The 26,655-nt window shown below is 35.0% G+C and carries 31 protein-coding genes and 6 pseudogenes; 28 read left to right on the top strand and 9 right to left on the bottom strand.

Annotated elements, in window-relative coordinates; genetic code table 11:
* Positions 1-123: 123 nt before the first annotated feature.
* Positions 124-378 carry a SunI/YnzG family protein gene (locus KPL75_RS03525; RefSeq protein WP_219919418.1) on the bottom strand — a complete coding sequence of 85 codons (255 nt, stop codon included), beginning with the start codon at positions 376-378 and terminating at the stop codon, positions 124-126.
* Between the two features lie 323 nt (positions 379-701).
* Here KPL75_RS03525 and KPL75_RS03520 point away from each other — a divergent pair, with 323 nt between their 5' ends.
* The gene (locus KPL75_RS03520; protein WP_375141018.1) at positions 702-1,403 is read left to right on the top strand and encodes a M15 family metallopeptidase; all 702 of its coding nucleotides are present in this window, start codon (positions 702-704) and stop codon (positions 1,401-1,403) included.
* Between the two features lie 834 nt (positions 1,404-2,237).
* On the opposite strand, the gene KPL75_RS27360 is transcribed toward KPL75_RS03520, so the two are convergent.
* Complete coding sequence (locus KPL75_RS27360; protein ID WP_002142559.1) at positions 2,238-2,534, bottom strand: hypothetical protein; 297 nt, start codon at positions 2,532-2,534, stop codon at positions 2,238-2,240.
* 146 nt (positions 2,535-2,680) lie between these two features.
* Here KPL75_RS27360 and KPL75_RS27355 point away from each other — a divergent pair.
* The 3 genes and pseudogenes from KPL75_RS27355 to KPL75_RS03510 form a co-directional block, all read left to right on the top strand.
* A pseudogene (locus KPL75_RS27355) lies at positions 2,681-2,788 on the top strand (Holliday junction resolvase RecU); the annotation flags it as partial.
* Positions 2,789-2,924: 136 nt separating this feature from the next.
* Positions 2,925-3,308, top strand: coding sequence for an ArpU family phage packaging/lysis transcriptional regulator (locus tag KPL75_RS03515; protein WP_219919417.1), 384 nt, complete (start codon positions 2,925-2,927; stop codon positions 3,306-3,308).
* Positions 3,309-3,457: 149 nt separating this feature from the next.
* A complete protein-coding gene (locus KPL75_RS03510) occupies positions 3,458-4,108 on the top strand; it encodes an RpiB/LacA/LacB family sugar-phosphate isomerase (RefSeq protein WP_219919416.1) in 651 nt (216 codons plus the stop codon).
* Here KPL75_RS03510 and KPL75_RS27350 read toward each other — a convergent pair.
* Positions 4,096-4,305: pseudogene (locus KPL75_RS27350) on the bottom strand (IS256 family transposase); the annotation flags it as partial. The gene KPL75_RS03510 and the pseudogene KPL75_RS27350 overlap by 13 nt on opposite strands.
* 34 nt (positions 4,306-4,339) lie before the next feature.
* On the opposite strand from KPL75_RS27350, the pseudogene KPL75_RS03505 reads away from it, so the two are divergent.
* From KPL75_RS03505 to KPL75_RS03485, 5 genes and pseudogenes are all read left to right on the top strand, one after another.
* Positions 4,340-4,619: pseudogene (locus KPL75_RS03505) on the top strand (hypothetical protein).
* 354 nt (positions 4,620-4,973) lie between these two features.
* Positions 4,974-5,159: a hypothetical protein gene (locus tag KPL75_RS03500; RefSeq protein WP_002137396.1), complete on the top strand. Its 186-nt coding sequence runs from the start codon at positions 4,974-4,976 to the stop codon at positions 5,157-5,159.
* 242 nt (positions 5,160-5,401) lie between these two features.
* A complete protein-coding gene (locus tag KPL75_RS03495; RefSeq protein WP_219919415.1) occupies positions 5,402-5,584 on the top strand; it encodes a hypothetical protein in 183 nt (60 codons plus the stop codon).
* 285 nt (positions 5,585-5,869) lie between these two features.
* Positions 5,870-6,454 (top strand): recombinase family protein, encoded by a 585-nt coding sequence (locus KPL75_RS03490; protein ID WP_219919414.1) that lies wholly within the window; start codon positions 5,870-5,872, stop codon positions 6,452-6,454.
* Between the two features lie 61 nt (positions 6,455-6,515).
* Positions 6,516-6,887 (top strand): hypothetical protein, encoded by a 372-nt coding sequence (locus tag KPL75_RS03485; RefSeq protein ID WP_219919413.1) that lies wholly within the window; start codon positions 6,516-6,518, stop codon positions 6,885-6,887.
* A 68-nt stretch (positions 6,888-6,955) separates the two neighbouring features.
* Here the strand turns inward: KPL75_RS03485 and KPL75_RS03480 are convergent, their stop codons facing one another.
* Positions 6,956-7,162, bottom strand: coding sequence for a hypothetical protein (locus KPL75_RS03480; RefSeq protein WP_219919412.1), 207 nt, complete (start codon positions 7,160-7,162; stop codon positions 6,956-6,958).
* A 518-nt stretch (positions 7,163-7,680) separates the two neighbouring features.
* Between KPL75_RS03480 and sigI the strand changes: the two genes are divergently transcribed.
* The 3 genes and pseudogenes from sigI (at position 7,681) to KPL75_RS03465 (ending at position 10,245) form a co-directional block, all read left to right on the top strand.
* The gene (gene sigI, locus KPL75_RS03475) at positions 7,681-8,403 is read left to right on the top strand and encodes an RNA polymerase sigma factor SigI (RefSeq protein ID WP_002161054.1); all 723 of its coding nucleotides are present in this window, start codon (positions 7,681-7,683) and stop codon (positions 8,401-8,403) included.
* A pseudogene (locus tag KPL75_RS03470) lies at positions 8,396-9,673 on the top strand (anti-sigma factor domain-containing protein); the annotation flags it as partial. The gene sigI and the pseudogene KPL75_RS03470, both read left to right, overlap by 8 nt.
* A 296-nt stretch (positions 9,674-9,969) precedes the next feature.
* The gene (locus KPL75_RS03465; protein ID WP_002146515.1) at positions 9,970-10,245 is read left to right on the top strand and encodes an ArsR/SmtB family transcription factor; all 276 of its coding nucleotides are present in this window, start codon (positions 9,970-9,972) and stop codon (positions 10,243-10,245) included.
* 261 nt (positions 10,246-10,506) lie between these two features.
* Here the strand turns inward: KPL75_RS03465 and KPL75_RS03460 are convergent, their stop codons facing one another.
* Entirely contained in the window at positions 10,507-10,830 is a 324-nt protein-coding gene (locus tag KPL75_RS03460) for a winged helix-turn-helix transcriptional regulator (protein ID WP_071747510.1), read from the bottom strand.
* A gap of 124 nt (positions 10,831-10,954) precedes the next feature.
* Between KPL75_RS03460 and KPL75_RS03455 the strand changes: the two genes are divergently transcribed.
* The 5 genes from KPL75_RS03455 (at position 10,955) to KPL75_RS03435 (ending at position 15,511) form a co-directional block, all read left to right on the top strand.
* Complete coding sequence (locus KPL75_RS03455; RefSeq protein ID WP_219919410.1) at positions 10,955-11,488, top strand: NAD(P)H-dependent oxidoreductase; 534 nt, start codon at positions 10,955-10,957, stop codon at positions 11,486-11,488.
* Between the two features lie 135 nt (positions 11,489-11,623).
* Positions 11,624-13,126, top strand: a complete 1,503-nt coding sequence (locus KPL75_RS03450) for a class I adenylate-forming enzyme family protein (RefSeq protein ID WP_219919409.1) — start codon at positions 11,624-11,626, stop codon at positions 13,124-13,126.
* Between the two features lie 145 nt (positions 13,127-13,271).
* Positions 13,272-13,835, top strand: a complete 564-nt coding sequence (locus KPL75_RS03445) for a GNAT family N-acetyltransferase (protein WP_219919408.1) — start codon at positions 13,272-13,274, stop codon at positions 13,833-13,835.
* Entirely contained in the window at positions 13,832-14,536 is a 705-nt protein-coding gene (locus tag KPL75_RS03440) for an SDR family oxidoreductase (protein WP_219919407.1), read from the top strand. The genes KPL75_RS03445 and KPL75_RS03440 overlap by 4 nt, the downstream gene beginning before the upstream one ends.
* Positions 14,537-14,611: 75 nt before the next feature.
* Positions 14,612-15,511 (top strand): PhzF family phenazine biosynthesis isomerase, encoded by a 900-nt coding sequence (locus tag KPL75_RS03435; RefSeq protein WP_219919406.1) that lies wholly within the window; start codon positions 14,612-14,614, stop codon positions 15,509-15,511.
* A 184-nt stretch (positions 15,512-15,695) separates the two neighbouring features.
* Here KPL75_RS03435 and KPL75_RS03430 read toward each other — a convergent pair whose 3' ends face one another.
* Positions 15,696-15,905: a hypothetical protein gene (locus KPL75_RS03430; RefSeq protein WP_219919405.1), complete on the bottom strand. Its 210-nt coding sequence runs from the start codon at positions 15,903-15,905 to the stop codon at positions 15,696-15,698.
* A gap of 83 nt (positions 15,906-15,988) precedes the next feature.
* Between KPL75_RS03430 and KPL75_RS03425 the strand changes: the two genes are divergently transcribed.
* From KPL75_RS03425 to KPL75_RS03390, 8 genes are all read left to right on the top strand, one after another.
* Positions 15,989-16,738, top strand: coding sequence for a Nif3-like dinuclear metal center hexameric protein (locus tag KPL75_RS03425; RefSeq protein ID WP_219919404.1), 750 nt, complete (start codon positions 15,989-15,991; stop codon positions 16,736-16,738).
* Between the two features lie 5 nt (positions 16,739-16,743).
* On the top strand, positions 16,744-17,238 hold the full coding sequence (locus KPL75_RS03420; RefSeq protein WP_219919403.1) for an NUDIX hydrolase: 495 nt from the start codon (positions 16,744-16,746) through the stop codon (positions 17,236-17,238).
* A 92-nt stretch (positions 17,239-17,330) separates the two neighbouring features.
* A complete protein-coding gene (locus tag KPL75_RS03415) occupies positions 17,331-18,197 on the top strand; it encodes a phosphotransferase (protein WP_219919402.1) in 867 nt (288 codons plus the stop codon).
* 27 nt (positions 18,198-18,224) lie between these two features.
* Complete coding sequence (locus KPL75_RS03410; RefSeq protein WP_219919401.1) at positions 18,225-18,782, top strand: DUF7010 family protein; 558 nt, start codon at positions 18,225-18,227, stop codon at positions 18,780-18,782.
* 29 nt (positions 18,783-18,811) lie between these two features.
* On the top strand, positions 18,812-19,636 hold the full coding sequence (locus KPL75_RS03405; protein WP_219919400.1) for an MBL fold metallo-hydrolase: 825 nt from the start codon (positions 18,812-18,814) through the stop codon (positions 19,634-19,636).
* Positions 19,637-19,652: 16 nt separating this feature from the next.
* Entirely contained in the window at positions 19,653-20,219 is a 567-nt protein-coding gene (locus KPL75_RS03400; RefSeq protein ID WP_219919399.1) for an SGNH/GDSL hydrolase family protein, read from the top strand.
* 86 nt (positions 20,220-20,305) lie between these two features.
* Positions 20,306-20,602: a transposase gene (locus KPL75_RS03395; RefSeq protein WP_016096828.1), complete on the top strand. Its 297-nt coding sequence runs from the start codon at positions 20,306-20,308 to the stop codon at positions 20,600-20,602.
* An 8-nt stretch (positions 20,603-20,610) separates the two neighbouring features.
* Entirely contained in the window at positions 20,611-21,492 is an 882-nt protein-coding gene (locus tag KPL75_RS03390) for an IS3 family transposase (protein WP_219917553.1), read from the top strand.
* Between the two features lie 75 nt (positions 21,493-21,567).
* Here the strand turns inward: KPL75_RS03390 and KPL75_RS03385 are convergent.
* Positions 21,568-21,983: pseudogene (locus tag KPL75_RS03385) on the bottom strand (SRPBCC family protein).
* A gap of 78 nt (positions 21,984-22,061) precedes the next feature.
* A complete protein-coding gene (locus KPL75_RS03380; protein WP_219919398.1) occupies positions 22,062-23,072 on the bottom strand; it encodes an aldo/keto reductase in 1,011 nt (336 codons plus the stop codon).
* 447 nt (positions 23,073-23,519) lie between these two features.
* Here KPL75_RS03380 and KPL75_RS03375 point away from each other — a divergent pair.
* From KPL75_RS03375 to KPL75_RS03365, 3 genes and pseudogenes are all read left to right on the top strand, one after another.
* Positions 23,520-23,633, top strand: a pseudogene (locus KPL75_RS03375) (winged helix-turn-helix transcriptional regulator); the annotation flags it as partial.
* 299 nt (positions 23,634-23,932) lie between these two features.
* Positions 23,933-24,994, top strand: coding sequence for an oxidoreductase (locus KPL75_RS03370; RefSeq protein ID WP_219919397.1), 1,062 nt, complete (start codon positions 23,933-23,935; stop codon positions 24,992-24,994).
* Between the two features lie 31 nt (positions 24,995-25,025).
* Positions 25,026-25,763, top strand: a complete 738-nt coding sequence (locus KPL75_RS03365) for a GntR family transcriptional regulator (protein WP_219919396.1) — start codon at positions 25,026-25,028, stop codon at positions 25,761-25,763.
* Positions 25,764-25,997: 234 nt separating this feature from the next.
* On the opposite strand, the gene KPL75_RS03360 is transcribed toward KPL75_RS03365, so the two are convergent.
* Positions 25,998-26,342 carry a winged helix-turn-helix transcriptional regulator gene (locus KPL75_RS03360; protein ID WP_219919395.1) on the bottom strand — a complete coding sequence of 115 codons (345 nt, stop codon included), beginning with the start codon at positions 26,340-26,342 and terminating at the stop codon, positions 25,998-26,000.
* Positions 26,343-26,655: the final 313 nt, after the last annotated feature.

Here is a 26,655-nt window from a genome sequence, read left to right as displayed (position 1 = left end):
CTATACTGAAGAGAGTATAGATTATAAAATTTATTTCGATTAAACAAAGGAGAGGAGTCTATTCTATGACTTCTCTCCTTTGCTTTATTCGAACTTTGTTTGAGTCTATTTATATGACCATATTTAAGCAAAAATAGTTTTTAAAATCGACACTTTGTTTGTAGTAAATAATACATAATTTTGTTTTACAGTTCTAATTAATATACGATCAGTTGTCCCATATGCTGTTCCGATACGGATTGCACTTGGTTCTTCAACACCCGCATAGGTAGCATCTTCGGTAACCTCAATCACATCACGTAATGGAATCGTGACCTCCGCAAATTGCCATGAAATAATTAACTCTTCTTTTGTTTTTTTGACATCAATACCTAGCATTATACCAAGACCTTTCTATAATAGAATGCTACACTTCTTATCTTATTGTGCAAATTTTTAGATTATTTTTCTGCATGTATGAATAGAGCTGATATTTTAAGGGTGCCAAAAGAAAGGGAAGATATACTATCAATCTATTAAGGAATACGTTATGAAGAAAAGTTCACAGGGAATTAATATGGATTTGATAGGGTTGAAGTATGATGAATGAGTAACAGTAGGAGTTGCAGGAAGGAAATGAATGATGAGACTTAAATTAGTAGGAACCTTAACTTGTATAGTAGTAATGTTAGGTATCTTTATCATTTACACCAATAGTAGTAATGTTAGGTATCTTTATCATTTACACCAATATATCTATTGGTAAAGAACCATATAAGACAAACCATGAAACTAGTGAAAACTCCATAAATAAAGAAAAAAATAGTAAGCAAAATGGGACCTCAAATAAGATAGCAAGTTCCTTTGCTAGTATACAGGCTGTAGTAAATAAGGAATATGGTTTACCCGAAGACTATATGCCAGAGGATTTAGTTGTACCAAATGTACCGTTCTCATTTAGTGGAACGGTAGAAAAGAGTCATCTTCGTAAAGAAGCAGCGGAAGCGTTAGAAAAACTATTCCTTTTAGCTAAGCAAGATGGGATCCAGTTGAATGCTATTTCAGGATTTCGTTCCTATGAGTATCAAAAAGGTCTGTATGCCAACAATGTTAAAAAGAAAGGGCAAGAGCATACGGATCGCTTCTCTGCAAAGCCAGGGCATAGCGAACATCAAACAGGGTTAACGATGGATGTTTCTTCTAAAAGTGCGAACAATGAACTAGAGCTATCCTTTGCGAATACGAAGGAAGGAAAATGGCTGAAAGAAAACGCGCATCGTGCAGGGTTTATCATTCGTTATCCTAAGGGGAAGGAAAGTATTACGGGTTATGCATATGAACCTTGGCATATTCGCTATGTAGGAGATATTGCTGAAAATATATATAAGGAAAAACTGACTTTAGAAGAATATATGAATCTATGAAAATAGAATTGAAGAGTTAAACTGTATTCATTGTTTATGAATGCTACTTTTTCTATTAAAAAGCCTAATTTCTCAATGTTTTGTAGAGAAATTAGGCTTTTTTCATCACTTCATTAGAGTTTTTTAGGCTTCGTTCGTTGGTATACTTCACACAATATTATAAAGGAAATAGAACTTACTGAAGATAACATATGAATGTTTTATAAATGTATGAAAAAAGTGAACAAAATCGTTATTTTGCACAACAAGGTAGTCAGCGTAATGAAATAACTGCTTGTAAAAAAAGAAGCCCTACAGGAAATATTACAGGGCTTCACCAAGTTGAGTTATGTCGTATTCACAAGGGATTTTAACATGATATTTGTGTTGAATAAACTGGTAAATGTGTCCAAGTAATTTGGAGCTATTTTATAAAAAAAGAGAAGCGCTTAATCAGGACGCTCCTCTTAATGCCAATACACAATAACTATCCCATTATACTGTATAAGCGTAAAATATTTAACAATTACCTTCATGGTAAATATTTCATTTTGTCTTAGTACCTTTAAATCACGAAAAAAGGTTCCGCTGTTTCCAACAGAACCTTTCCTAAAATGGCAAAGAGTAACTCTTACCTTACTCTTTGTTCATATACTACAGGAGTGTTAATGAAAATCAAAGGCTCCTTATATTGAGAAATAAAGAAGAATCATTCTAAAGAATCTTATCTTTGTTATAAATATAAGAGCAATTAGCAAAAACTAACTGCTCATCTCCAAGGGGGAACAAGGAGAAAACTCTAATGTCATCTATATTATTGACAGAATATTGAGTTTTACTCATAAAAAACTACGTTTAACTTAATGCATAACCCACAATCAAAGTTAGTGTTAAAAATACTGATAATAACAATGTTAGTAAGACTGTTGCTACACTCCTAAGCATCGCAATCCAATTATTCATCTTAGAAAATCCTATAATGCCAGCAAAAAAAGTTCCTATTGTTAAAACTAGTAATATAAATAAAGGGTGAATGTGTAATGAATCCGTGAAAAATTTGAATAATTCAAGTGGAATTTCAAAATATAAACGGAATAGTCCAACGCAAATCAAAGAGCATATAAAGGACCATAGATTGAGGTTATGCTTCATAGCTTTCTCCTATGTTATCAAAATAGTTTTACTCAATTTTAATGGGAAATAAACGAAAAAGATAGAGGTTATAAATTAGAATCAATTTTTTAACAAAATAATCCTTTTAATAGAAAGCGAGGAATAACAATGGGACTCGGAAACCGTGGGATGGCATGAATCAATTTGATCAGGACCATCAAAAGGTAGCAAATAACATTGAAGTAGCAAAAGAGAAGATGGCCAGCAAGAAACGTAAATTATTAAAGGCTTAATGGATAGCGAAACCATGCAGAGTGGATGGTGGGGGCTACTCTCTATGCACGTTTCCTTTATTCAACAAAGAGATAGTAAAATTTCACGCGCCTGATGTGAATATAAAAACCAAAATTCGAAATAGGGGGATTACAGATGGAGCAATTATCATTCTTTCCAGAAATAAATAACGAGGAATATAAGTTAATACAAAAAGCAGTAGTGAAGGTATTGCGAGATTACAAGGATCTATCAGTCCGTATGATGAACCAAAGCGAATGTGAAAGGGAAAGTATTCAGTTATTCCCAGAATTACGTGATACGAAGAAGATTAACGATTACAAATACTTACAGATTAGAAGAGCAATAGAACATTCATTGGATATAGAGCAAAGGGAGAGAATCGAGCGGAAATATCTAAAGAGTGGTGTAATGAGTGATAAGGCGATAAAGGCTCAAATGATATTAGCTAATGATTGGTATTATTACCAGAAAAAGAATGCAATTATGGCAATTGCAACAGCCTTACGGATTATTTAAAAAAACAAGGAGGGATTGTCAAGAAATCTGTGTAAGTTTTTGAAACGAACACATAGAATAGCAAATATTAAGGTAAGATCGCTTCTGTCTTTTTTATCTTCTTTTGACTTTTGGTTTGTGTGATAATTAAATCGAAAGGTCGTGGAAGAATGAAGATAGCCGTGATACAAGCAAGTACCCAAATTAGCAAAAATGAACTGATTTTTGAAGAGACAAAAAGGGCTGTGGCGAGGCATGGATATGAAGTACTCAATTTTGGTGTTACAGTTGAAGAATCCGAGTTAAGCTATATCCAAGTGTCCTTAGCTGTTGGTCTACTTCTAAATTCAGGTGCAGTTGATTTTGTCGTCACTGGATGTAGTAGCGGTGTTGGTATGTCGATTGCCTGTAATACACTTCCGAATGTCATTAGCGGTTATCTGCCAACTCCAACAGATGCGTTCCTATTTGGTAGGATAAATAACGGAAACTGTGCATCACTGCCACTTGGATTGAACTTCGGTTGGGCGGGCGAATTAAATCTTCGCTTCACGCTTGAGAAACTATTTGAAGAACCGTTCAATACTGGGTATCCTGAAGAATCCGCCGAACGAAAGAAACGTGATGCAGAACTTTTTAAAGCAATCAAGAGTTTTTCACATCATGGCATCGTTGAGATTCTAAGTCAGCTAGATGGAGCCGTTATTAATCCTGTTCTTCAAAAGCAAGATTTAGTGGAATTCCTCTTGCGAAATGGCACCAACATAGATATATCAAATTATCTTATCGAACAAACGAAGCATTTAAATTACGGTAGGTAAATACTATATTTTTCAATACGTTTGGCGAATTTATCGTTAACCATAAGTTGATTCAACACCATTGACCAATTACGGATATGACCGCCATTCCATTTGTTTTGGAGTTCTTTTACACGTAAATACAGAACCTTGAGTAAGGCGTTTTCGTTCGGGAAAGCGCCTTTTTTCGTTACCTTACGGAAACTTGAATTGATGTTAGTATATTAACTAGTTAAAAATGGGGAAAGAAAAATGAAGATTATATTTGATGTGATTAAAGATGAAAATTTTGATTTTACTTTATTAGAAACAAAATTGCTGAAAACTTTTAAAGAAATAGATAATGTAGCAATAGTTGAAAAGGTTGAAGATAAAATTTTTGAAAAAAGATGATGTACCAACCCATTTGGCGGAGATTACTATTAATGTTACAGGAAAGAATATCGGATATAGATCAGTTTCAGCTAGTATATTTATTGTTCTAGAAAGTCTATCAATGAAGCTATTCAATATTAATATTAGTATACATTAAGCATCCAATATGGATGCTTTTTTCTTTGTTATATAGAAATTATACATTAAACATATATTTATAAGCGCTGTTACGACACGCTAAGGAAAGTAATAAACAAGATGAGGCCAATGAAACCGTATAAAAACCAAAAGAATCCTAAGATGGGGAATATTTTATGAAAATTAAGCATGGTAAACCTCCTTGGGTATATAGAGGATTATAATATATCGTTGGTCTATTTAGAAGAGAAAACATAAATTAGTACACATTAAACGTGAATTTGAACAAAATGGACATTTGGTTTAAATGAGTATATAAATAGGAAGAATCTAATTATTTGGTTCACATTTTAATCCAAGGGGTACAAATTCGATGCGACGTGAAAAGGATTTGTTGAAACAATGGAAGGCGGATTTGCAAGCTATTCAAGAAGAAAAAAGGCTGGAGAAGAAGGCTAAGAATAAGAAATATAGTATTCCTGGTAATACAGCTGACTTCATGAATGGAAAGAATACTTATCGTAAAGAGAATGGGGTATGGAAGCAAAGAAATAAATAATGTGAGGATAAATGAGTTTGATTAAGTGTATAGCAATTTTCGTAGGCGCTGCCGTGATCTGGGTGGCGTCTTGTTTGCTGTTAAGGAAAGATAAGGGGTAAAATAGATTTGAAACTTAAAGATTAGATAATAACATTATTACTTTAAAATGCAGAAAGTAGACTAGTAAACAAGCTGTTTTTGTTTTTTAGCATAGAATATGATGAATCCTAGACTAGAGTTAAGAGGAGGTAATTATATTTATGGGATGTAATTGTAATTTCAGACGTTCCCGAGATTGTGATAGATTTTGGGATGATTTAATGTTCTGCAGACGCAGAGATTGTGATGACCGTCGTTGTAGACGTGACCGCGACTGTGATTGTGATGAATGTCGTCGTAAACGTAATCATGATCGTGACTGTGATAAGCGTCGAGAATGGTAAATTCCTATTGGAGAGTGCTTTGAAGAAAAGCGCTCTTTTTTGGTACATGGATTTTCTGGTCTGATTTCTTGTTAAGGAAAGATAACAAAACAAATGAACACAGCGAATGAAAATAAAGAATGAAACGTCCGCTATGGGTGTACTTATTTAGAATTGCATACGTTCATAATTTAGACATATTTAAAATACTTATTTTACAACTCTCTTCATGTTCGGTTTACATGTACGGAAATTAAATGCTGTTATTAAGCTATAGTTAATTTACGGACAAAGGGGAGAAATAGAATGATTCTTGGATATGCTCGTGTATCGACACAAGATCAGAACTTAGTAAGGCAACTCAAACAATTGAGTGATTATGGATGTGATTATGTGTTTGAAGAAAAAGTTAGCGGGGCTACAACAGACAGACCTGAGTTATTACGTATGTTAGACAATCTGCGTGAAGGTGATGTAATTGTAGTAACTGAATTAGCACGTATTACCAGAAGTACACAAGACTTATTTAAACTTATAGAAACAATTAAAGAAAAAGGCGCTTCTATTAAGTCGTTAAAAGACAATTGGCTTGATACTACAAGCGATAATCCATACAGCACTTTCCTACTCACTGTAATGGCTGGTGTTAATCAGTTAGAACGTGACCTAATTCGAACGCGGCAACGAGAAGGTATTGAACTAGCTAAAGAACATGGTGTTTATAAAGGGCGCCCTAAGAAGTACGATGATGATAATCCTAATATGGAACATGCTTTAGATCTGCTTGCAAACCGAAAGGAAAACAAGTTTACAGTAAAGAAGATATGTGAAGTTACAGGTGTAAGCCGCACGGTTCTTTATGAGGGAGCAAAAGAAAAGGGAGTTATGTAGATTTTAAAGCAGCGAATCCGCTGCTTTTTTATTTTATCAAATAAATTGTTTTTGAGTAGAAATGAAAATAGGGGTTTGCCTTAAACATTTATTATTAATCAAGAATATGAGTATAGAAACAGGCTTAAATTTTGTAATGGTGGAGGAGATTGTTGTGGACATAACTCAAAGTGTGGTAAGAATAGTGGTTAATGGGAAAGACCTTCCGTTCACTTCAGTTCAAACCTCTGCATGGAATCATGGACCTGTAAATGATTTAATCGTTTCGACGAATCAGAGAGTGAATGAGCTTTATCAATTCATGTGGTCACAAGTACCAGTTACGATCTCGGTGTATTTTCTTCAAGGGGCGGACTTAATGAGATTCGCTAGGATCGCTGGAATTAATGAACGTGTAACGGGAGAATATATATATCATTTCATTTGGGGATAAGAAGAATTCAAAGTAGCTTAACAGCTGCTTTTTTATTTTGCATAGAAAAAGGAACCATAATAGGCTCCTTAATTTGATTCAGAAGTTGTGTAGTTTTTCTTGATGATATCTTTTATGTTGATAATTAAGGATATAAGGAATCCAGCAGCTAGGATACCGTTTGCCCAGTAATATGTATTCCCGGATGTAAATTTATTATTAAAGGAATCGATATTATAATACACTAAGCCTGCTGAAATGACGGTAGAGATTACTAACGTACCAAAACTTTTCATGACGCCGCCCTCCGATTCTGAAATTTTAGACTTTTAATACAATTATACATTTAAATAAAAAGGTTTACAAAGGAAATACCATAAGGAGGAGTTATAACGAGTTTCTTCCAATTGATGGTTTTTATTTTTGAAAAAATAACTATTTTATAAAAAATATTTTTTTGACCCCCATAAAATCATTTATTCCTTCGAATATATATAAGTAGAAGAAAACAAATGAAAGAAAAAGCTAAAATTACCAAAAATATAGCGAAGAGTTATTCAAAGATTGCAGCTAAAATAAAAAAGAGCAAGAAGAACAAGTGATATTGCAAAAGAAAACAAGAAAGTAGTACAAAATACAGACTTCACTTTAGTACAAGTGGAAAAAATAGTTATATAAAAAAGTCGGCCTCGAAAAATATGAGCAACAGAAATAAGACAAGCCAAAAGAAAAGTACTAAGAAAATGTGCTTGAATGGTCACTTATTTAGTGACCATTTTGCTATTTAAAGCAGAAGGAGGCAGGGAGATTACTAGTGTTGAGTTTAGTAATGAAAATCTTAAAAAAAACGAAAATAGAAGATATCGTATTTAACATACAAAACAACGGAGGAGATAAGGAAGCTTTTATCGTACAGTATCAGCCGTTTATTAGAAAATCAATCTCGTCTGTCTGCCGCAGGTATATTACAGAACAGGATGATGAATATAGCATTGGATTGTTTGCGTTTAACGAGGCAATTGAACAGTATTCATATAAAAAAGGAAAATCTTTTCTAGCGTTTGCTGATCTTCTTATAAAAAGAGATGTAATTGACTATATACGCAAAGAGTCTAAGCATAATCTTGTCTTTTTAAAAGAAGATAAGCAAGAGGGAATATTAGAAATGCAAGTATCGCTTACGGAGTATATGAAAGAGATGGAAAATAGTAACCGTAAGGAGGAAATTCTTCATTTTCAAAGTGTGCTAGCTGAGTTTAAAATCACATTTTCAGAGCTTGCTAAGGAATCTCCTAAGCATCGTGATACGCGTGAGCACTTAAGAGAAATTGTAAAGATTATTATAAAAGACGAGAAAATGATGGAAGAGCTGTTCAGAAAGAAAAAGTTACCGCTGAAACATATTGAACCACGTGTTAGGGTAAGTCGTAAAACGTTGGAGCGACATAGAAAATACATTATAGCAATGTGTATTATCTTTGCAAACAACTATACATATATTCTTGATTATATAAGAGGGGGAAAGCATGATGAATAAAGGAATTGTGATGGATATAAAAAAACATAGCGTAGTTGTTTTAACTCCAAATGGAGAGTTTATTACGTTTAAAAGAAAAGTACACTCTTACATAATTGGAGAGGAAATCTCGTTTAACAAACAAGAGCAAAGAGAACCGCGTTTTTCAATCCCTTCTTTCTTAAAGCCTGCATCATTACTTGTTACTTGTTTTCTATGTGTGTTGCTGTTTTTCTACAACCAACCGGAAGAAAAAGTATTTGCTTATGTCTCAGTGGATATAAATCCAAGTTTAGAGGTGAGCGTAACAAAGGATCTTCGTGTTATAGATTTACGAGCTTGTAATGATGATGGAAGGCGTATTTTAAAAGAAATAAAGCGATGGGAAAATAAAGACCTGCAAGACGTAATACGTACTATTATAAAACACAGTCAAGAGGATAAGTACTTAACGAATGATAAGCAAGTTATGCTAACAGCTGTTACAAAGGACAAGTCGCTAGAACCACAGTTGGAAAAGGCTATGCAAAAATTAAAGAAAGAGTATGAGACAAAATATGTTACAGTCGTATATCAAAGCAGTACGATGCAAATGCGGGAGAATGCTAATAAAGCAGGAGTTGGCACAGGTGTTTATATAAAGCAAGAGAATGAGAAGCAGAAATCGCTTACTCCACCTGCGCCGCCGTCTAATCAAGAGGAGCGCGATGAGGAGATACATTCGCAACCAAAGTCATCTCCTGAAGTATCATCGGATTCGTCTCCTGTAAAAGAAGAGAGATACGAGAAGCAGGAGCATATAGAACAAAAGCAATCCAAGGAACAGCAACCGAAGCAAATAAAAGGAAATAATGGACACCAACAAGAAAACAACGGTAGAGGATCTCAGCAAGGAAATAATGGACACCAACAAGAAAACAACGGTAGAGGATCTCAGCAAGGAAATAATGGAAATCAGCAAGAAAACAACGGTAGAGGATCTCAGCAAGGAAATAATGGAAATCAGCAAGAAAACAACGGTAGAGGATCTCAGCAAGGAAATAATGGACACCAACAAGAAAACAACGGTAGAGGATCTCAGCAAGGAAATAATGGACACCAACAAGAAAACAACGGTAGAGGATCTCAGCAAGGAAATAATGGACACCAACAAGAAAACAACGGTAGAGGATCTCAGCAAGGAAATAATGGAAATCAGCAAGAAAACAACGGTAGAGGATCTCAGCAAGGAAATAATGGACATCAGCAAGAAAACAACGGTAGAGGATCTCAGCAAGGAAATAATGGACACTAGCAAGAAAACAACGATAGGGGATAAAAACAAGGAAATAAAGGTAATATAAACGAAAATAACGGGCCTGAAAATGAGGACAAAGACATTTCTACCACACAACATCAAGGGAATGAAAAGAAGAATCCATAGAATATTGAAGATGGGAATTCGTTTCATGTTAATAAATCTCTCTAGTTTCAAACTAAAGAAATTCTTATTATTTAAATTTTTTAAATGACGGACACAAAATCGTATATCCTTTCGAATTATATATATGGATATCATTAATATTTATATAAAAGGGGAGAAAAAATATGAAAAAAACAAAAGAAATGTATGAAGAAATCGCTGAAGTATTAAAGGTATTGGCACATCCTGTCCGTTTATCCTTAGTAAAAATAATGCTTGCAAAAGGCCCTACTAATGTAACAACAATGTATGGAGATTTACAAATGCCTCAAAGTACAATTAGTCAACATTTATCCAAACTAAAGGCTGCTAAAATCGTAACTGGTACTCGAAAAGGATTAGAAATTTATTATGAGGTAACGGACAATCGTACAAAAGCGATATTAGCAAGTTTAGTTTAAATGCTGACTTTCTAGACTTCAAAATTAAGAAGAGGATAGGAAAGTAATTCTGTGGCTATAATTTTTTAGGAATTTACATAAGAGCTATATTTATATGAATATGTAATTTTCCTTCGCTACAGTTAATTCCTTTGAGAAATAAGCTTTTTTTCATTTTAGGGGTATTTTTTGTTAGCTTAATAGTGATATGACGATACCCCTATTATAAAATTTCAGAAGAATTCTTGACATAGAAGATGTAACAAAGTTGATAGGGTTCTTTTAGTCATTTAATCTTTTTATTTGATGGTCTTTTCCCCATTCAAATAGTTCATCCATAATTTGCATTAAAGATTTTCCATGTGCGCTTATTGTGTACTCAACCTTTGGTGGTACTTCTTGATATACAGTACGATGGATAATTCCATCAGCTTCAAGTTGCCGAAGTTGTTGTGTAAGAACCTTTTGCGTAATGTTTGGAATTTCTCGTTTTATTTCATTCGTTCGCATTTTTCCATCCATCAAAATACATAATATATGAACTTTCCATTTTCCACCGATTACTTCGAGTGTCGTTGCGATTGGGCAATCATCATTTTGATTCATTTAACACCTCCAAAGGTACCTCAAGGTTCCTATAGCACTTGAAAGTACGTACTTTCCAATTATATGTGATTCATTCATACTAATACTAAAGGGTTTGAATTATTTATAAGGGGGAAGAAAATATATGAAAACACTTGTAATTGTAGCACATCCTGATATTGAAAAGTCTCGAATTAATAAAAGATGGGTAGAAGAACTTGAGAAATATTCAGATGAAATTACGGTGCATGAATTATATAAAGCGGCACCGAATTGGGAGTTTAATGTTGAAGAGGAACAAAAGCTGTTAGTAGAACATGACCGATATATATTTCAATTTCCGCTCTACTGGTATAGCTCACCACCATTATTAAAAAAATGGTTCGATGATGTATTAACATATGGATTTGCTTACGGATCTAAAGGGGATAAAGTGCAGGGGAAAGAGTTTGGTGTAGCTATTTCTATAGGTGGATTAGAAAAAGACTATGAAAATAGCGGGATCACAATGGCTGAGTTGACGAAACCATTTCACGCTACAAGCTTATACACGGGAATGGAGTTTATTCCTTCCTTCTATTTATATGGTGCAGAATATGAAATCAGTGATGAAGAGATTGAAAAAAGTGCACCTGAATATGTGAAATATGTTATGAACAAGGAGTATTCTAATATATAAGGAAAAATAGCCATTTACTTGTTAAGTAGATGGCTATTTTTTCATATGTTTTATATTCACTAAGTGTAATCTTTAGTAAATTAATAGTTAATCTGGTAAAATAAAAACCCTAACATATATAAAGGGGAGTTTTACTTGAGAACGATGCGACAATTATTACAAAAGAGAGCAATGCAATCACCAAATTTGGAAGCGCTTGTCGGGGGAGAGAAAAGATATTCGTTTCAGCAGTATAATGAACGAGTAAACCAGCTTGCACATTATTTGTTACATAACGGTGTGCAGGTAGGGGATCGCATAGGAATACTATGCAAAAATAATCATCCGTTTCCAAGCATTATGATGGCAAGTTTGAAAATTGGAGCGGTATTTATTCCGCTAAATCATCAGCTTACAGCTTATGAATTAGAAACGATTGTAAAAGAAGCAAAGTTAAAAGTATTAGTTATTGATGATGAATTTAGTGAAGTGTTATTAAAGGTTGATGCTGTTAAAGAAATTCCTTATGTAATTAAAACGACAGAAGAAGGCTTTGGTTCATTTGAATTAAAATTGCGAGAACAGCCAATTACAGAGCCGAACGTAGAAGTTCATGAAGATGATGATGCGATTTACTTATTTACTTCAGGAACGACTGGACAGGCAAAAGCATGCGTAATTGGTCATAAAAACTTACATCATTATTTTACTGAGATTGCGGGGCAAAGAGAAATTCCAGCAGGTGAACGCTTTTTATCAGTGCATCCATTGTTTCATATGAGTGGAGTGCTTTCTATTTTAAATTGCATTTATCATGGCATAACGATGATTTTCTTATCTGATTCAAATCCTACTCTTATTTGGGATAAGATTGAAGAAGAGAAAATTACTACGATGCTTGCGTTTCCAGCGGTGTATAGTTATATGCTTGATGAACTAAATAAAAAAGAGCGTAACATTTCGACCTTTAAAGTAGCGCAAAGTGGTGGTACAAAAGTTCCAGAAACGCTCATTCAAAAATATATGAAAAAAGGAATATATATGGTGCAAGGGTATGGTAGTACAGAAGGTTGGGTAGTAACTTCTTGGCATCCAAATATGGGAAAAGAAAAAATGTCTTCTGTAGGGAAAACACTTAAGCATGTAGAATTGAAAATTGTTCATCCAGAAACAGGGAATGAACTAACAACAAATGAAGTTGGAGAGATTCATGTAAGAAGTCCATACATGTTTAAAGGATATTGGAATAATGAAAAGGCGACAAAGAAGGTAGTAAAAGATAATTGGTTTAACATGGGCGATGCAGGTATGATAGATGACGATGGATTCCTACATATTATGGGAAGATATAAAGACGTTATCATACGCGGTGGTGACAACGTATATCCAGATCAAGTAGAAGATGTCATTCATGAAATATATGGTGTTCTAGAAGTTGCAGTAGTTGGAATTCCAGATGACTTTTGGGGTGAGGTTCCAAGAGCTTATCTTGTGAAGGATATCGAAACATCATTAACAGAAGAAAGTATTGTTCAGCATTGTAAGAATAAATTAGCAGGTTACAAAATACCAGAAGTGGTATTCATGGAGGAGTTACCGAAAAACGCTTTAGGGAAAGTGTTGAAGAGAGAGTTACGGGATGTAATTCTTATGAAATAAAAGGTTATTAAATAATGAGGAATCCAGTTATGTATAAAGCATAACTGGATTTTTGTTTATAAAAAACATAATAATTTACTAGATTTTGTATTTTGTGTAAGATAATAAAGAATATTCAATAAAATAATTAAAGGAAGAGATATAAATGAAGCTGCCGCTATTACAAGTAGAGACAGAGAGGCTGATTATCCGTCCATTTCAAAAAGAGGATTATGAAAGTTGGTTAGATGGATTCAATAAGAGGTTACCATCTCAATATAAATACGATGATGGCTATCATGACATGTCGTCTTCAACAAAAGAATGGTTCACGGAATGGATAAGAGGGTTTGATGAGGCGGCACGACGGGATGAAATGTATGTGCTAGGTGTTTTTCAGAAAGAAGATGGCGCCAATATTGGAAAGCTAGAGCTTATAAAGATTTTACGCATGGATTATCAATGGGCGATGATGGGCTACTCTATTCATAATCAATATTGGAAAAATGGATACGGAGTAGAAAGTGTAATAGCTGTGCTACCGTTATTTTTTAATAGCCTTCAATTTCATAGAATTGAATTACATATACATGTCGATAATGAGCCATCCGTTCGTCTTGCAGAAAGAGCTGGTTTTTCATTTGAATGTATGAGAGAGGCATTTTCTATGGGGAATGGTAAGTGGGCAGATTTTCTTGTTTATTATAAAAATAAGGAGATGAATATATGAGGATACTTATTACAGGTGGAAATCGAGGATTAGGATTACAGTTAGTAAAGGTATTTCATGAAAATGGACATATAGTTTATCCACTAGTTAGAAGTAAGGAAGCGATAGGACAATTGAATAAGGTTTTTACCTCGAGATGTTTTCCTATATTAGCAGACTTGACAGATGATGAGAGTACTGAGCGAGTTAAGAAGCAAATTGGAGAGTACACAGAGCATATTGATCTAGTTATTAATAACGCTGGAATTACTGGAAAGGAAACTGAGATTTTACGTACAAATTCAGAAGAGTTAATGGAACTATTTAACGTTCATTGTTTAGGTGTTATTCGAGCAATAAAAGGTACGTATTCAGCTTTAACTAAATCAAATCAGCCGAGAATTATAAACGTATCATCTCGTTTAGGCTCTTTACATAAAATGGCCAAAAAAGAATTTCCACAAGGGCAGTTCTCATATTCATACCGGATCGCAAAAGCTGCACAAAATATGTTAACGCTCTGTTTACAACAAGAGTTTGCGGATAAAGGAATTCGTGTAACCGCAATTCACCCTGGAAAATTAAAGACTGACATTGGTGCTTTTGATGCGAATATGACTCCTACTGAAGGAGCTCAAAATATATATGATTGGGTAATGGATTCAAATGAGGATGTTTCGGGTAAGTTTGTTGAGCCAGGTTTAGGGGAGTTGGAGTGGTAATGTACGATCTTACAACCATTCAAAATAGATTTGGACCTTCAAAAAAATTTTAAAAGAGGATTAGGGGATATGAGAATGAAAAAAGTAAACGTAGTCCATTATGATGCATTTAGTAATAAACCGAATATGGGAAATCCAGCAGGCATTGTATTAGAAGCAGATGGATTAGGGGAAGAGGAAATGCAACTCATTGCTGAAAAGGTTGGATTTAACGAAACAGCTTTTGTTCTTTCTTCAGAAGTAGCAGATATAAGAATTCGCTATTTTACACCTGGTCATGAAAATGATTTATGTGGTCATGCGACAGTAGGGTCAATATATGCACTTCATGAAAGAGGAATATTGGGAGGGAAACATAAGTTAACGATTGAAACGAAGGCGGGAGTTTTACCAATACATATAGGTGCGAATGAAAATGGGGAAACTTTTATTAAAATGAGACAAGCAATACCTAAGTTTCAAAGTTTTGCAGGTTCCAAAGAGGCATTAGCTCACAGTATTGGTCTTGAAGTGAATGATTTAGATGGAAATTTACCAATTGTATATGGAAGTACTGGTATTTGGACTTTAATTGTACCTATTAAAAAAATTGATGCATGTGAAAGAATGAAACCTAATAATAATGAATTTCCATCGGTGCTAAAAGAAATGCCAAAGGTTGCGATCCATCCACTTTGCTTGGAAACATATGATGCAGAAGCAAAAATGCACGGTCGTCATTTCTCATCACCTTATTCTGGAACAATAGAAGATCCAGTGACAGGAACTGCTTCAGGTGTAATGGGAGCGTATTATGCGACGTATTTGGAGAAAGATTTTGACCATGAACTGGAGTTAATCGTTGAGCAAGGACAGGAAATGAATAAAAATGGTCGTGTAACGGTTTATGTAACGAAAGATGTAGAAAATGAGAAGTTACAAATACATATTGCGGGAACAGCGGTATATGTGAAAGAGTTTGAAATTTCAATATAAAAGAATAAAGCCCAGCACATAGCTGGGACTTCTCTTTATCCCGCTATTTATGGGCAGTAAGACCCACACCTCAAAATTCAGCGCAAGCAAAGAAATTAGGTGTGGGATCAACTGCCCGTAAAAGCCCGATTGGTGAGGGCTAATAATCAGTGGGGGATGAACCCCCACTGATTAAAGTTTCTCTTTATCTGTTCAACACTTCAATATACGAAGCATCCCCAGTTGTTCTTATAGTAGAGCGGAAATTGTTGTGTTCTAACGTTTCAGCAACTTGTTTTAATTGCTGTGCATCATCGTGATGAATGAGTAAACTATCTGCACCACTTTCTTCTATATGAATATGTTCGACGGTTCCAATTGCATCATGTATAGCTTTTAAAAATTCAGGTTTCATATTGTCCTCCTATATGTATGTAACGTTATTTTTAGTATTTCCTTATTTTTGAAATATAAAAGTAGAAGAAAGGGGAAATGAAAATGAATATAACGCAGTTTAAAGAACATATTACATCACTTTTTGAAGAGCATCTTAATAAATACGGCGATGACGAGTATGGCTTCACTCATATTAGTAAAGAGGAATTTCACAAAATAGGATACACGACAAATTTGACGCTAGAAACAATTGAAGAAGCATATCGAAATGGGGTTGATATGATACTTACACATCATGCGCCGTGGAGTTTTTTATTTGGTATGGAAGAGGCTTGTATTGAGAAATTAAAAGAATATGAAATGAATCATTTTTGGATTCATTTGCCGTTAGATTTTGTAAAGTTTGGCACGTGTACGTCGTTATTTAACGAAATTGGGATACATACAATACTGGAGTATTCCACGTATGAGGAAGAAGAGCTACCGGGAATAGGAGAATATAAAGAAGCGATTCCGTTTTCAAACTTAGTTGGAAAACTTGAAGAGAGAATGGAAGAGAAAGTGAAGAGTTGGAAAAATCATGATAAGCCAGTAAAACGGATTGCGATATTAACAGGTGCAGGAAACAATACAAACCTTATTGAGCGTGCACTAGAAAAAGGTTGTGATACGTACATAACAGGAGAAAAAACATTATATACAGTGCAACATGCGAAATTTAAAGGCATTAACTTAATTGTAGGTAGTCACACATTTACAGAAGTGTTTGGTGTAGAAAGTTTGGCTCGTAAGTTAAAAGAAAGAGATAATTCAATAGAAATTACTAGATTAAATGAAGAGCATTTGGAGTGAGGGAAATGGTAACTATATATGCAAATTATGGGGAATCAAAAGTGAAGTTAACGTGGAAAAAAGATTGTATATTGCCAGAATACGAAAGAATCACGAGTGTTCACGGTTTTTGTTTTCATAATAATAATAAGATTTTACTGATAGACCATGAGCAGCGTGGTTGGGACTTTCCTGGTGGGCATATAGAAGAAGGGGAATTACCAGAAGAATGTTTTAAAAGAGAAGCGTGGGAAGAAGGTTATGTAAAAGGAGAATGTACTTTATTTGGATATATTATCGTTGACCATAGTGATAATCCAAATTGGAATGAAAATAGTCCGTATCCAAAAGTAGGGTATCAGCCGTTCTACCGGATGGAGATTAATGAAGTGCATAAGTTTGACGGTGAGTATGAATCCGATAAAAGGATGTTTGTTAGAGTAGAAGAAATCGCATCGCAATATCATAAATGGAATGAATTATATGATGAAATCTTGAAAGAGGCAGTCTTAATAAATTAAAAATTAATTTCTGTTATATTAAGATGTTGGAAGGAATCCTCTTGAAATTGTCAAATAATAGTAAAGTTGTCTTTTAAATTAAGGGTGGAGAAATGGACATTTCAATAATCGCTGAACAACTAGTTAATGAGAAGGTTATTTCACATTATCCGAAAAGCATGAAAGTGTTGAACGGAGGAACGACAAGTACAGTATATTTGTTGGACGCGAAATACGTTGTAAAGCTGAATGAATCAGAAGTGATACGTGAAGAAGCTGATTTTCTTTCTTTTTATGAAGGGAATACTTTATTTTCAAAGCTTTTGTATAAGGAACCTTTAAATAGATATATTGTGTATTCCTTTCTCGATGGGGCTACTTCGTGCGAACTTGGGTATAAGAGGAGCACACTTTGTACAATTGTTAAAGAAGTAATTAATACGTATGAAATAGTTCCAGAGGTAGATGGATGGGGATGGAAAGATAGTCCGGTTCAATCTTGGACAGAGTTTTTATTAACAAATGTAATGGAAGCTCGTGAAAATTTGAAGCAGTGCATAAGTGATGAAGAAGATCAGCTTGTTCTTACACTTGTAAATAGTCCACAAAGAGGTACTGGAATGGATAGGCCGTTTTTATTACATGGTGATCTTGGATTCCATAATTTTATATTTCAAAAGAATAAGTTAACCGGTGTGATAGATCCTTTACCAGTCTTAGGAGATCCTATATACGATTTAATTTACGCGTTCTGTTCAACACCAGAAGATTTAACGAAAGAAACCATTCAGTATGTGATGAAACAATGTGCATTTCGTAAAAGGGACCGAGATTTATATGAAGAAATAGTAATAGGTTTATATTTGCGTATTGATACATGCTTAAGACACCACCCAAAAGATTTAGAAGATTACTTAGTAGTTTGGCGTTATTGGATGAATGAGATTATGTTCGATAGCGAAAATAAGACGACATTATAGCACTTATATTTTGGGGGAGATATAGAAATGAACATTTCAGAAGCAAAAAGAGATTTAGCACAAAAAACGAAGAAGGGATTTCCTGTTATAATAGCTGGTCTTTTATTTTGGATTGTAGCGAGCATAACTGGTGTTCTTCTTTCAGAAAAGCAAGTTGTGTGGGTATATTTAATTGGTATGGGCTGTGTGTTTCCTTTCGGCTTAATGATAGCTGCTATATTAAAAATTGATATGTTTGCGAAAGGAAATCCGCTAGGGACTTTAGCTGGGGTAATTGGTGGGATAAATGTATTGAATATTCCGTTTGTATTACTTGCATATTTTCAATTTCCGGAGTGGTTACCTTTTGTAGTAGCGATGTTAATAGGTGTTCATTTTTTACCATATGTATGGATTTATGAAAGTAAAAGTTATGGTTTTTTATCAGTAGGAACTGTATTAGTAACGTCAGTATGTGGGATTCTTTTTGCAGAAAAAGGATTTATTGTAATTCCTATGGCGGTTACAGTTGTCTACTTTGTTACTCTTATAAGCGTATCACTTGAAAATAAAAAAGCAGAAAACGATCAACAAATATCAGCTTAATAAAAAATTAAAGGAATAGGAGAATAACTATGAATAATTTCGTTTGTACAACGTGTGGCGTGCAATATGCGGCGGGTGTGGAAGAACCGGTAAGTTGTGTTATTTGTGATGAGGAGAGACAATATGTTAATCCGAAAGGGCAGTCTTGGACGAGTTTAGAAAACTTGCAAACTGGTGGTACGTATGAAAATGAAATTATCGAAGAAGAAAAAGGACTGTATAGTTTTACAACTAAACCAGGATTTGCGATCGGTCAAACGGCATTTGTAGTGAAAACGGAGTCATATCGTTTACTATGGGACTGTATTACTTATTTAGATGAAACGACAATTACGAAAATAAAAGAGCTTGGCGGATTAGATGCAATTGCATTATCTCATCCGCATTATTATTCAACACAAGTAGAATGGGCAGAAACATTCGATGTACCAATTTATATACACGAAGACGATAAAGAGTGGGTAATGCGTCCTAGTAGTCGTATTATTTATTGGACTGGTGAGTCTTTACAATTAGCAGATGGAGTAACAGTGCATCGTCTCGGAGGACATTTTAGTGGCGGTTCTGTATTACATTGGGAAGAAGGAAATGATGGAAAAGGTATTTTATTAACAGGTGATATCATTCAAGTTGTAGCGGATCAGCAGTGGGTAAGCTTCATGTATAGCTATCCAAACTTAATTCCATTACCGGCGAGAAAAGTTGAGGAAATGGCGAATCGAGTGAAACCGTTACAGTTTAATCGTTTATATAATGCTTTTCACCGAGTAGTAAAAGAAAATGCAAATGAGGCAGTTGAACGTTCTGCTGAAAGATATATGAAAGCGATAGAAGGAAAGTTGTTTCATACGTAAAAGGAGAGTTAGCTTTATGAAAACTTTAGTATGCTTCGGAGATAGTATTACAGCTGATGAAACATTTTTTGGTGGAACGCCAAGGTTAACGCCACGTTTGCATGAGATGTTTCCAAATTGGAAAGTGGTTAATGCAGGTGCTGCGGGTGATAATACGTTCGATGCACTACAAAGGATTGAAGAGGATGTATTATCACATGAACCAGACTTTGTAACAGTTTTTCTTGGTACGAATGATGCAGTTTCTTTTGCTCAAGTCCCATTACAAGCATATAAAGAAAACTTAGAGAAAATTGTAGGCACGATTTCACCAGAAAAAGTATTACTTATTAGCCCGGCGCCAGTTGATGAAGAAAGACAACGTAATAGAACAAATGAAATACTCGGCCAGTATGCAGAAGTTGTAGAGGAAGTAGCGAAGCAAACCGGGAGCCATTTTCTAAATTTGTATGCTGAGATGATTCAGGAAGAAAATTATAAAATATTCGTAGAAGATGAAGAAAAAGATGGTTTGCATTTTGGACTAGAAGGCTATGAGTATGTAGCGAAGTTAATTGGTGAAAAGTTAAAAGGGATTTTATAAAAAAGCAAAGCGATATGATATGATCCCCTTATAGTAGACAGGAAAAAGAAAGCGCATTACCCTGTTTACTATGGAGGGGATTTTTTATGGGGAAAATTAGAGTCACTTACGATGTAGAATTTAAGAAACAAGCTATAGATTTATACTTAAAAGACGGCATGAGTTATAAAAACATTGCGAAAGAATTAGGTATTCATCACTCGGTTGTAAGTCGTTGGGTGAAACACTTTGAAGCTGAAGGAATCAAAGGACTAGAAGAAAAACGCGGTAAAGCGAAAGGACCAGGTTTAGGTAGACCAAGGGTTAGACCCGAAGATCCAGAAGCTAAGATCAGACGATTAGAAGCGGAAAATGAAATGTTAAAAAAGCTCTTAGGGATGTAAAAGGAGGAATGAAAGTCGTATCCAAAACGAAAAAATTCGAAGTCATCCATGAAATGACAAAAACAGGTTATACAGTGACCATTCTATGCGATATTGCTGGTGTAACCAGAAGTGGGTACTACAAATGGATAAAACGGCATACGACGCCTTCAAAAAAACAATCAGAGGATATCGAAATTAAGAAAAAGATATTGGCGTGTCATAAAAAATTAAGAGGAATTTATGGATATAGAAGAATACAAGTGTGGCTGAAAGCCACATATAACCTTTATTTGAATCATAAGCGCATCCAAAGATTGATGCGTGAACTAGGTATCAAAGCCGTAATTAGGAAAAAACGACCTTATTACGGAAAAAAAGAAGCTTATGTGATTTCAGAGAACCATCTAAATAGGGAGTTTCAAGCTTCAAAACCGAATGAGAAATGGGTAACCGATATTACCTATTTGATTTTCAATGGACAGCGCTTGTACTTATCCGCTATTAAGGATTTATACAATAATGAAATTGTTGCCTATGAAACCAGTCGTAGAAACGACTTGAAACTTGTGTTAGATACACTGAAAAAGGCAAAGAAAAAACGAAATGTGAAGGGAATCCTTTTACATAGTGATCAAGGGTCCCAGTATACATCTCGTCAATATAATCAATTACTTAAAAAATATCAGATGAAGGCAAGTATGTCTCGAAGAGGCAACTGTTGGGATAATGCTTGTATGGAAAACTTCTTCAGTCACTTTAAGGCAGAGTGTTTTCATTTACACTCCTTCCATAAAGCGAATGAGGTCAAACTTGCCGTGCGTAAATATATGCACTTTTATAATCATCAAAGATTTCAAAAGAAATTAAATAACCTGAGTCCATATAAATATAGAACTCAGGTTGCTTAGTTGCGCTTTTTAAATACTGTCTACTTGACAGGGGTCACTGCAATATCGCTTTGCTTTTCATTGTTTTTTAGTAGATCAATCTAGAAATGCTTGTTGCAATGCTTTCAGCCCATCGCTGTAGATGCAATGAAACAGATTAATTGCCTCTTTATCACTAACCCCTACAGGAGTGAAAGTACCAGACCACTCTACTAACGATGTGTTACTTTCAGTACCTTCTTTACCTGGATTGTAGATAGATAATTAGTGACTGGGAATGGTGCATTCATTATTGAATACGTGTAGTAGCGTTCCTTATCATTGAATACTTCTAAGCGCTCTATAATCGTATCACGATCTGGATTAGCTAGATGACGTACGCGTCCACCTTCAGTTACTTTGCTGCTAGGTATATAAGGTAACCAGTCTGGAAGGGAGTTAAAACCTCCGATTAATTGCCATACTTGTTCAGGTGAAGCAAAAACTGTCATAGATGTAGTAGTATGTGCCATATTTATTACACTCCTTTTTATCCCGCTATTTGCAGGGAAATAATCAGTGGGGGATGGCCCCCTGATTAAAGTTTCACTTTATTTCACGTTGATTGGTAGTGGTGCATTAGGTGCTACTAGTTTTTGTTCGCGCATTTCTTCCCAGAATGCTGCTGGAATTACTGTGTTTAATGCAGTTTGGTCTTCTACAATTCGTTCAGGTTTACTTGCACCAGGAACAACGGCAGCAACTGCTGGGTTAGCTAGTGGAAATTGTAATGCAGCAGCCTTGATGCTGATTTCGTAACAATCTGCAAGAGCTTTGATTTTCTCAACTTTTGCAATAATTTCTGGTGATGCCTTTTGATATTCGAAGTGAGCACCTCCAGCAAGAATACCTGAGCTATATGGGCCACCAACAACAATATCCATATTATGCTTTACAGCTGCAGGCATTACTCGTTGCAAGGCACGCTCGTGGTCTAATAGTGAATAACGACCAGCTAACAAGGAGATATTTGGCTTCGCTTCTTCCAAATCAAGCATAAGTTCAATTGATTCTACTTTGTTTACTCCAAGTCCCCAACCTTTAATGACTCCTTCTTCACGTAAACGTGTTAGCGTACGGAATGCTCCTGTACGAGCCGTTTCAAATTGTGAAATCCACTCGTCGCCATAAAAGTCTTGTGCTAAATCATGAATGAAAACAAAGTCTAGACGATCTGTTTTTAAACGTTTCAAACTTTGCTCGATAGAACGAAGGGTTGCATCTGCGCTATAGTCATTGATCATTTTATTTTTACGACCAAATTCGAAAAGTCCGCCTTTTTCACCTAAATCACGTGCAGATGGATCTTCCAGTTCATCCGAAATAGTTCGACCTACTTTCGTACTTAAAAAGTAATCATCACGATTTCTTTTCGAAAGTGCTTCACCAAGACGAATCTCCGCTAATCCAGATCCATAAAGTGGAGCTGTATCAAAGTAACGAACGCCATTCTCCCAAGCAGCATCCACTGTAGCGATTGCTTCTTCTTCTGGGATATTACGGTACATATTTCCTAGTGGTGCTGTACCAAAACCAATTTTTTCTTTTAGTGAATTACTCATTAAAGATATCCTCCTAAAATGTATTTAAAAATTAATTAATCATTGTGAATGGATGTGAAAATCAATACATGTCATTTCATCGTCTGACAAAATGCATTATAAAAGTATTGAAACAGTTAAAAAAAGTAAGCACTTTAAAGTACGATGGGTATCTAAAAGGTAACAAAGGTAATTTCTACTACTGAATTACTTACTCAACTCTTACAAATGCTATTATGAAATGTATTTTACATAATGAAAAGTACGTACTTTAAAGTGATATAGATACTAAAAAGTAATACAGGTACTTTTTAGTGCCGTACTACTCATGTACTGTTTACGTATGCTATTATGAAACATGTTTAACACAATAAAAAGTACGTACTTTAAGGTGCTATAGATACTTAAAAGTAATATTTAAATGTTTTAGCTTAATTGCCTTATGAAATTATTAAAGGAGATCTTTATATGAAGACATGCAATATTCCTGTGGAGGCAACTTTAGAGGTTATCGGTGGGAAGTGGAAAGTAGTTATTCTTTGTCATTTAAAGAAAGACAAAAAGAGAACGTGCGAATTAAAATAATTAATGCTTGGTATTACACAAAAATAGTAAAAAGTCGGGATGAAAATCGAAATGATTTCTATCCCGGCTTTTTAATTTAATATTTTAGGTGTTTTCAGCATGCTGAAAATGTAAATTGCTTTTGCGATTTCTATAACTATAAGAGCTATGGAGAATAAAACTGAAAGAGTATGTAAAGAAATGAGTAAAAAGGTTTATTTAATATATAATTATAAAATTAAAACTATATACTTTTAATAATAAAAATATATAATAAATGTAGAAACGAAAATTTATGAGCAAGGAAGTTGAAGAACATGACATTGACAATGGGCTTTATTGGATTTGGAAAATCAGCTAACCGTTATCACCTACCATATGTAAAAATACGTAAAAATATAAATGTGAAAACGATTTTTGTACGCCAAATTAATGAAGAATTAGCGGCTCCATATGAGGAAAAAGGTGTTTACTTCACCACTGATTTGGACGAATTGTTGAATGACAAAGAAATTCAAGTAGTGACGATCTGCACGCCAGCGCACACGCACTACGAATTGGCGAAAAAAGTTATACTTGCTGGAAAATCAGTTATCGTTGAAAAACCATTTTGCGATACAGTAGAACATGCTAAAGAATTATTAGCTTTAGGCCGGGAAAAAGGTGTAGTAGTTATGCCTTATCAAAACCGTCGTTTTGATGGTGATTTCTTAGCTGTGAAGCAAGTTGTTGAACAAGGATTCCTTGGTGATATTGTTGAGGTTGAATCGCACATTGATTACTTCCGTCCAGGCTCAATCACTCACGAAGGTCCAAAAGAAGAAGGTTCATTCTACAGTTTAGGTATTCATACGATGGACCGCATGATTTCACTATTTGGCCGTCCGAATAAGGTGACATACGATATTCGTAATAATGAAGTGGAAGGTGCGGTTGATAACTATTTCGATGTTGATCTACATTACGGAAATCAGCTGAAAATTAAACTGAAAACCAACCATGTTGTAGCGAAAGATTATCCACGCTTTATCGTTCATGGAACAAACGGATCATTTATTAAATACGGTGAAGATCAGCAGGAAAATGATCTGAAAGCGGGTGTTATGCCTGAGAGTGCGGGCTTTGGTGAAGATTCCCCGATGTACTATGGCGTTGCTAAATATCGCAACGCAAACGGTGACTGGATTGAAAAACAAATTAAAACGCCGCTTGGTGATTACGGTCGTTTCTATGATGCGGCTTATGAAACAATCGTAAATGGTGCACCAAAACTTGTGAAAGACGAAGAAGCGGTAACGAATATTGAAATCTTGGAAAATGGATTTGCTGCACCCTCACCTTCAGTTTACAAACTTGAAGCTTTAAATTTGAATGAATAGAAGGTAGTTAAGCATAAAAGGAGGTAGGGAAGTGGCAAGTGGATCAACTCAAGTAAAATACCTCGGCATTTATCAAAAAATTAAACAGCAAATTTTAGACGCTGAATATAAAATCAACGAAAAAATTCCGAGTAGCCCTATCCTTGCTGAAGAATTTGGCGTTTCAGTTCTTACTATTAAAAAGGCGTTGGACTTGTTAGTAAGAGACGGCTACATTATTCGCCGGCGCGGAAGTGGAACAGTGGTTCAAGATTGGCGTCAGCAGGAAAAGGCACGAATGATTCAAACCTTAACAGGTACGAAAGCAGTTTACGGCAGTGAGGTAGAAAGTAAAATTATCGAGTTTACAATTGTAGGTGCTGATGAAATAGTTGCTGAAAAATTGAGGATTTCCGTCGGTGATTTTGTCTATAAAATCATTCGCCTCCGTATCATTCACAGTATTCCGACGATTATGGAGCATACATGGATGCCAATTTCGGTCATTCCAGGTGTTGAAGCTTCAGTTTTAGAGGAGTCGATATACTCGCACATTCAAAATAAACTTGGTCTTGAGGTGGGAACATCCGTTGTCAGGGTCAAGGGAGTTCGCCCAGATGATAGGGAAAAGCAATTTATGAACTTAACCAATCATGACTTTCTAATGCGGGTCGAACAAGTAGCCTACTTGACTGATGGACGAACCTTCGAATATTCTTACGCCGATCATCTGCCAGAAACCTTTGAATTTGAAACAGTCATTACGGCAAAAAGTTATAAAGGGTCATAAAAAAACAGGTTGGGGCAAGTATTGCCTCAACCTGTTTTTTATGTCTTCGATAGAATTTACACATATAGTAGGAACAGTTATCCCGCTATTTGTGGGCAGTAAGACTCCCACCTCAAAATTCAGCGAAAGCAAAGAGGTTAGGTGGGGTCGGGCTGCCCGTAAAAGCCCGATTGGTGAAGGCTAATAATCAGTAGGGGATGAACAACCCCCCCCACTGATTAAAGTTTCGCTTTATTATTCATCAGCTGTAATAAGCATAGAAGTGTTCCCATTCTTTTCGAGATGACCTTCTCCCCAAGCGCAAAGTGAATCTAGTATGGCTCCTAAAGACGAACCGTAATCAGTTAAAGAATACTCTACTTTCGGTGGTACTTGGTCATATATTTTTCTTTGGATTACATCGTCTTCTTCTAGTTCACGTAATTGCTGTGTTAGCATTTTTTGTGTAATACCAGGCATTAAACGTTTTAATTCGCTTGTTCTTTTTGTTCCTTTCTTTAAATGACAAAGGATAACAACTTTCCACTTTCCACCAATAACTTCTAAAGTCGCTTCTACAGGAATATTGTATGTCTTCATTAAAAAACCTCCTTTGATGAATTTAGATTTCAGTTTTGGGGCCACATACGTTTTCGTACTAAAATATTTCTTTTTAGTGCCTATAAAACTTTAAAGTGCGTACTATTTATTGTGCTAAATATATTTCATAATAACCGATGTAAGAGGGAAGTAAGCAGAACTGCACTAGAAAATTCATATGTTACTTTTTAGTACCTATAATACTTTAAAGTGTGTACTTTTTATTATGCTAAATATATTCCATAATTGCACATGTAAGCGAGAAATGAATAACATGTACTTTAAAATGCATTTAGAATTGGTTAGCGTAACA

It is taken from the genome of Bacillus sp. NP247 (assembly GCF_018966865.1).
Lineage (GTDB): Bacteria > Bacillota > Bacilli > Bacillales > Bacillaceae_G > Bacillus_A.
Note: the sequence above shows the minus strand (reverse complement) of the source record. Positions and strands in the feature narration are given on the sequence as shown.